Source organism: Nocardia sp. NPDC052566, assembly GCF_044547285.1.
GTDB lineage: Bacteria > Actinomycetota > Actinomycetes > Mycobacteriales > Mycobacteriaceae > Nocardia.
In genome coordinates this window covers 83230-89229 of sequence record NZ_JBIUAF010000011.1, presented here as the reverse complement: position 1 = coordinate 89229, position 6000 = coordinate 83230, and the positions used below count along the sequence as shown (strand labels likewise).

General features: G+C 69.4%; 3 protein-coding genes. 1 reads left to right on the top strand and 2 read right to left on the bottom strand.

Going from position 1 to position 6000, the window contains the following annotated elements; all coding sequences use genetic code 11:
• Window positions 1-182 precede the first annotated feature (182 nt).
• Window positions 183-2519 (bottom strand): N-acetylmuramoyl-L-alanine amidase, encoded by a 2337-nt coding sequence (locus ACIG5A_RS44005; protein WP_397251728.1) that lies wholly within the window; start codon window positions 2517-2519, stop codon window positions 183-185.
• A 340-nt stretch (window positions 2520-2859) separates the two neighbouring features.
• On the opposite strand from ACIG5A_RS44005, the gene ACIG5A_RS44000 reads away from it, so the two are divergent.
• Window positions 2860-5217, top strand: a complete 2358-nt coding sequence (locus tag ACIG5A_RS44000; RefSeq protein WP_397251725.1) for a SpoIID/LytB domain-containing protein — start codon at window positions 2860-2862, stop codon at window positions 5215-5217.
• Window positions 5218-5394: 177 nt separating this feature from the next.
• On the opposite strand, the gene ACIG5A_RS43995 is transcribed toward ACIG5A_RS44000, so the two are convergent.
• On the bottom strand, window positions 5395-5898 hold the full coding sequence (locus tag ACIG5A_RS43995) for a MarR family winged helix-turn-helix transcriptional regulator (RefSeq protein ID WP_397251723.1): 504 nt from the start codon (window positions 5896-5898) through the stop codon (window positions 5395-5397).
• Window positions 5899-6000: the final 102 nt, after the last annotated feature.

Here is a 6000-nt window from a genome sequence, read left to right as displayed (position 1 = left end):
CCCTGTGTCTCGCATCCGAGCGGCCGAGACTCGCGCCTGCGGCGCATGCGCTTCGGCCACTCGGATGCGAGACGGGCCGCCAACGGTCGCTCGTAAGACTCGCTCCGAACGGGGCGCGCGATGTTTCGAGAGTTGCGGCGGCGTCGGAACCTGTTGTTGGGGTTAGTGGTTGAGTGCGGCGGTCAGTTGCCGTGAGACGGCGTTGCGGGGACGGGGGCAGCTGGAGTCTGTGTGGCGGGCGTTGTCTGGCCGTTGCGCAGTTCCTGCTGGTAGGTGTCGTTGTAGGTCTTCCAGATCGTGGTGACGATGCCGGTGACCTGGTTGAGGATCAGGGAGCCGTGCTGGAAGTCCGACCGCAGTCCGTTCGGCACGGGATAGGCGTTGCTCAGCGGCAGGCCGAGCACGCCCGCGTCGGCGCCGAGCTGCAGGAAACGGTCGAGGATCACCCCGACCACCTCGAATAGCTGACCGCCCGGCGTGGTGTAGACGTACCCGTTGACGAACTTGGCGTACTGCTGCCCCTGTGCGGCGGGCAGTGGCTCGGACTGCGCCTGGCCGAGCGGACCCGTCGGGCCACCCTTCTGCGCCCAGTACTTGGCGATCAGGTTCTGGTCGACCATGCCGAGCAGCTTGTTCGTCAGCGCGGTCAACGCGGCCAGATCGGGTGAGGTGGCGCGCGGCGCCTGCTGCGTGCCCGCGCCCTCGGGATCGGGGCCCGCCGGTGTCGCCGTACTCGGCGCGGCGGGCCTGCTGCCCGCGCTGCTCACCGGAATTCCGGCGGCGATATCGCGGATCCGGTCCATCAGCGCGTAGGCGGCGTCACCGGGGCAGCTGGTGTTGCCGACATCGCGGTGCGCGAACACGATCGGCAGCCGCACCGCCTGACCCTGTGCGTAGGAGGTGAATTCGGTGCCCTCGGAGAACATCGTGGTGTAGCCCTTGGGATCGAGCCCGGCGGCCTTGGTGCGCCAGCCGACGAACTGGCCGACCGCGTTCAGCGCCTGCTCGGTCGGCGGCTCGGACTCGTGGTTGCCCATCAGCGCGACACCGGAGGTGTTCTCGTTGAAACCACCCGCGTGCGCGCCCTGCACCGGGCGGTCGAGACCGCCGGAGCGGCCCTCGAAGATCTGCCCGTACTTGTCGACCAGTGCGTTGTAGCCGATGTCGCACCAGCCGAGCGTTTTCGCGTGATAGGTGTAGATGGCGCGGACGATGCCCGCGGATTCGGACTTGCTGTAGTCGTTGCGGCCCGCGGTGTGATGCACGGTGACGCCGCCGAGTTCGCTGTCGTAGGTCGGATCCTCGCAGCGGATGGATTCGTCGGCGCCCCACTGCGCGCGGGTGATCACCTGCGGTCCGCCGCCGGGCAGCGCCGCCGCGACATCGGCGAGCGCTCCGTCGATGGCGCCGCGGCCCGGATCGATGAGCACGGCCTTGAGCGCGGCGGCGGTGAGCTGCGCGGGATCGTCGGGGTGCGGCGTGACGGTCTCGGCCGGCTGGAGCGGGGCGGGTTCACCCTCCGGCTGCTCGACCGGGGCCTGCGGCGCCGGTGCGGCGGCCTTGCGGGTCACCAGGACCTGGACGGCATTGGTGTTGCCGACGTAGAGCGGTTCGGTGCCGGTGGTGCCGCCGGCGGGGGCGTTGTCGGCGCGGCGGGTGTCCACCGGCTGGGTGTCGTACCAGGGACCCCAGGTGCCGTTGGGTTGGCGGGCGCGGATCATCGCCTTGGTGTCGGCCAGCGTTGGTGCGGTCAGTGCGACGACGCTGAACGGTGTGTCGCGGCTGAGCTCCTTGACCTGCGCGCCGACCTGATTCATCAGCTCGGGCGCGATGGCGCCCGGCGCGAGTGCCGGTGTGTCGGGGCCGGTGCCCGGTTGTAGTCGGTCCGGCTCGGCGATGTACTGCGCGGCCGGCATCCGGCCCGGCGGGGTGGCCTGCGGAATCGGTGCGGGGGCTGGGGAATTCGGCGCTGCCTGTGGATTGGCGGCTTGTGGATTACCAGCCTGTGGATTGGCGGCCGCTTGTGGACTGGCGGCCTGGGGGCTGGGTGCTGCCTGTGGAGCGGGCGCCGCCTGTGGGGTCGCCGCCTGTGGATTAGGTGCGGCGGCTTGTGGATTCGCTGCCTGGGGATGCGGCGCCGCGTTGGCGCCCTGGCCGGTGTTGGCACTCTGACCCGGCGCCTGCCCGGGAACCGCCTGTCCGGGAACGGCACTCGCGCCGGGCTTACTCGGGGCGGGCGTGCTCTGCCCCGGCACCGGTTGATTGAGCCGCGGCAGCGGAATCTCCTTGGGCAGTTGCACTCCCGGCGGCAGCGGCAGGCCCTGCGGCACCGGAATCGAGGCGGGCAGCGGCAGCATCCGTAGATCGGAGAGGTGCAGGTCCGGCAGATCGAGGCCGGTGAGTTCGCGCAGCGGCAGCACGATATCGGGCGCCTGGCTGAGTACCACCTCGGCCAGCTGGGCCGGGACTGCCGCGAGTTCGCTGTCGGTGGTGGTGCGGTAGTCGGTCGAATCGCTCATCGTGAGCACTCCGAGCGGAGCCGCTACCGCAAGTGTGGTGACAACCGGGAGCACGTAGGAACGTTTCGGTTTGCGGTACGGCACGAGCGTCTCCATTCAGGTGAACCAACGAGCGAGAGCGAAAAAAGTCGGTACTGCTTCCTGATGCGTCAAATGTCACATTCGTCACAACTTTCACATATCCTAAACCTCTGGTTGAGGATTATGTGTTGCTCGAATGTAGCTCTCATAAAGCGACTGGACGGAACGACATGCCGACAGGTATCGAACCCGGCCGGTCCCGGAAAACCGTGGGAGTAAACGAATGCCAGGCAGGCGGCAGCGGAACGGGAGAGCGCGGGTGGATCGAAAACTACGAAGGAATGGCGCAGGCCGAAAAGGGCGCCGCGGAATTCCGTCGCGCGGTCCCGGATCCGTCGCACCGCTGACGCCCGCGCTGTGCACCGGTGGCACCGTGCTGCTCGTCGGCACCGTCCTGGTGCTCTGGACCTGGCCCGATGCCGTGCCGTATCGGACCGTCGCCGCAGGTCCCGGCCATGGCCGAGGGATGAGTCAGCTCGGCGCGTTCGCCAACGCGCAGGCGGGCTGGGCGGCCGAGAGCATCCTCGATCACTACTATCCCGGCGCCGAACTGGGCACCATTCCGCGCACCCTGGTGCGGGTGCGGCTCACCGCGCAGGACGGCGCGAGCCTGGACACCTACGCCGACGCGGGGCTGCGCGTCGCGGGTCGCATCGTCGCACCCGGCGAGGTCGCACACCTGACCCCGCTGCCCGACGGCCGGGCGAACGTGGTGGTCACCCTCGGTTGCGACGGTGAAGTGCGCTGGCAGGAAAGCACCGACGACCCGTTCGCCTATCCGCTCGATCCAGGACCGGACCGGCCCGCCGCCGAACACCTGACGCTCTGCGGCGGGGGCGCGTACCGCGGCGCGCTCGGCGTCGCGCTGGAGGACGGCGAGGCGCGCACCGTCGACCTGGTCGACGTGGACGACTACCTGCGCGGCGTTGTCCCGGCCGAGATGCAGGCCAACTGGGCCGACGACGGTGGCGCCGCGGCGCTGCGCGCCCAGGCCATTGCCGCACGTTCGTACGCGCTCGCCGAGCATCGCTACCCCTACGCGCAGACCTGCGACACCACCGACTGTCAGTTCTATCCCGGCACCGAGAAAGAGGATCCGCGCGCGACGGCCGCGGTCGCCGAGACCTCGGGCACCGTGCTGCTGCGCGACGGCCGCATCCTGCGCGCCGAATACTCCGCCGCACCCGGTGGCGGCCACCCCGCCGACATCGATACCTTCGCCGTCGGCCCCGCGCCGAGCGAACTCGTGCCCGCTCCCGCGCCGCACGAACCCGCCACCGACCCGATGGATCCCAGGCGCCGCACCGCCGTCGCCGAATCGCCCATCGACATCGAATACCGCAGGATCGGCGGCCCCAACAGCGCCGTCGGCCAACCCATCGGCCCGGAAATGCAACTCCCCGAACACGCGGGCACCTACCGCATGTTCACCAACGGCGTCATCATCGCCACTCCCACCCTCGGCGCCCAGGTGGTCGACTTCACCACCCTCCTGCAACTGGTCCCCGACCCGAACACCGGCACACCTGCCCCGGAAACCCCTGCGCCACAGGACAGCTCCGCTCCACCCGCAGACTCGTTCGCCTCGAATCCGGCCCACGGCGCTCCCGCCGACGCCTCGGTGCCACCGGGAAACACAGTCCCTCACAACCGCGCGGTCCCGCCTGCGAACTCCGCCGTTCCCGGCGGCGGGCCAGGTAGTGCTGTTCCCCGAGACGGTTCGGTTCCGCCCGCGAACTCCGCTGCCCCGAACAGCCTGCCGGACAACGGCATTCCCCAGAATCGTGCGGTTCCGCCTGCCAACTCCGTCGCACCCGACGGTGCGCCAGGTAGTGGCGTTCGCCAAGACCGTTCGGCCCCACCGGATACCGCACCAGGCAGTGTGGTTCCCCGAGACCACGCGGTTCCGCCGGTGAATTCGCCCGTCCCGAATGGCCTGCCGGACGGCGGCATTCCCCAGAACCGTGCCATCACGCCTGCCGAGCGGGGTGCCCCCGGCAGCGGCATCCCGCAGAACCGTTCGGTGCCACCCGCCGACTCTGCTGCTCCCAACGGTCTACCGGGCAGCGGACTTTCGCAGAACCGTTCGGTCCCGCCCGCGAACTCCGCCGCTCCGGACGGTGCGTCGGGAGGGCCCGCCGCACGCGACGGCTCGCTTCCTCCGTCCGACGCGACGCCTGCCGACCCGGCGCTCAACCCGGAAACCGAGCTACCGCACGATGGTTCGGCGCCGTCGGCGAGCCATGGCGTCCCGGATGTCGGCCCTGGCATTGATGCCGAGGCGCCTTCACCGGACGCGGCGCCGGGCGGCTACAACGAGTCGGCGTCGGACACACCGTCGGAGGATGTGATCGCGCCGGAGTCCGAGCCGATGGCGGCGGGCAGCGTCGAACCGGTGGGACTGTATGTGCCACTGTGTGATTCCGGCGGGCTGGTCGCCACCGTGGCGCCGAGTCTCGCGCCCGGAACCAGTGAGGCCGCGCCGCCCGCAAGCGTCGCACCCCAGCAGAGTGTCGTCCCCGCGCCCGCAACCATCCCGCCGAGCACCGCATCGACGCCGACCCCGCCGCCGACCAACGCGCCTGTGATCCCCTCGGGCCGAACGGCCACCTCGTAAGTCCCGCTCGAGCGTTCAGTGCCCGGCGAGCGTTCCGATAACCGGCGCGTTCGCCTGCCATCTCGTCGGAGCGGGCGACCGTGCGTGAAAGAGCTTCAGCCGCACACCTTCTGACTTCTCACGTACCGAATCGCAGGTGAAAGGTGCGCGGGAGATCAGCAGGTGTGCGGGTGGGGGCTACCGCGGCGGTGGGGTGTCGCCGAGTGATTCGGTGAGGGTGCGCAGGGTTTCCGCGAGCTGGGTGCGGGTGGCGGGGTCGAGGGCGGCCAGGAGGCGCTGCTCGTTTTCCATGTGTTTGGGCAGGACGTCGTCTATCAGGGCCCGGCCTTTGGGGGTGAGGCGGACGCGGATCGCCCTGCGGTCCTCCGGGCACGGTGCGCGTTCGACCAGGTCCTTGGCGACCAGGCGGTCGATCCGGTTGGTGATCGCGCCCGAGGTGACCATGGCGATCTGGATCAGCGCGCCCGCGGTCAGCCCGTCCTCGACGCCGGAACGGCGCAGCGTGGCGAGCACGTCGAACTCCCAGAACTCCATGCCGAACCCGGCGAAGAACTGCTTCAGGTCCTGATCGATCAGCCGGGACAGCCGTTGGATGCGGCCGATGGTCGCCATCGGCGAGACGTCGACGTCGGGGCGCTCTCGATTCCACTGCTCGGTGAACAGATCTACCGCGTCTGACATGGCACTCCTCTCAATCGCGAATATCTCAATCTTAATCTACTTGACGGTGAGACACCTTGTGGAGTAGATATTTCAACGTTGAGATTATCAATGAGGAGCCAC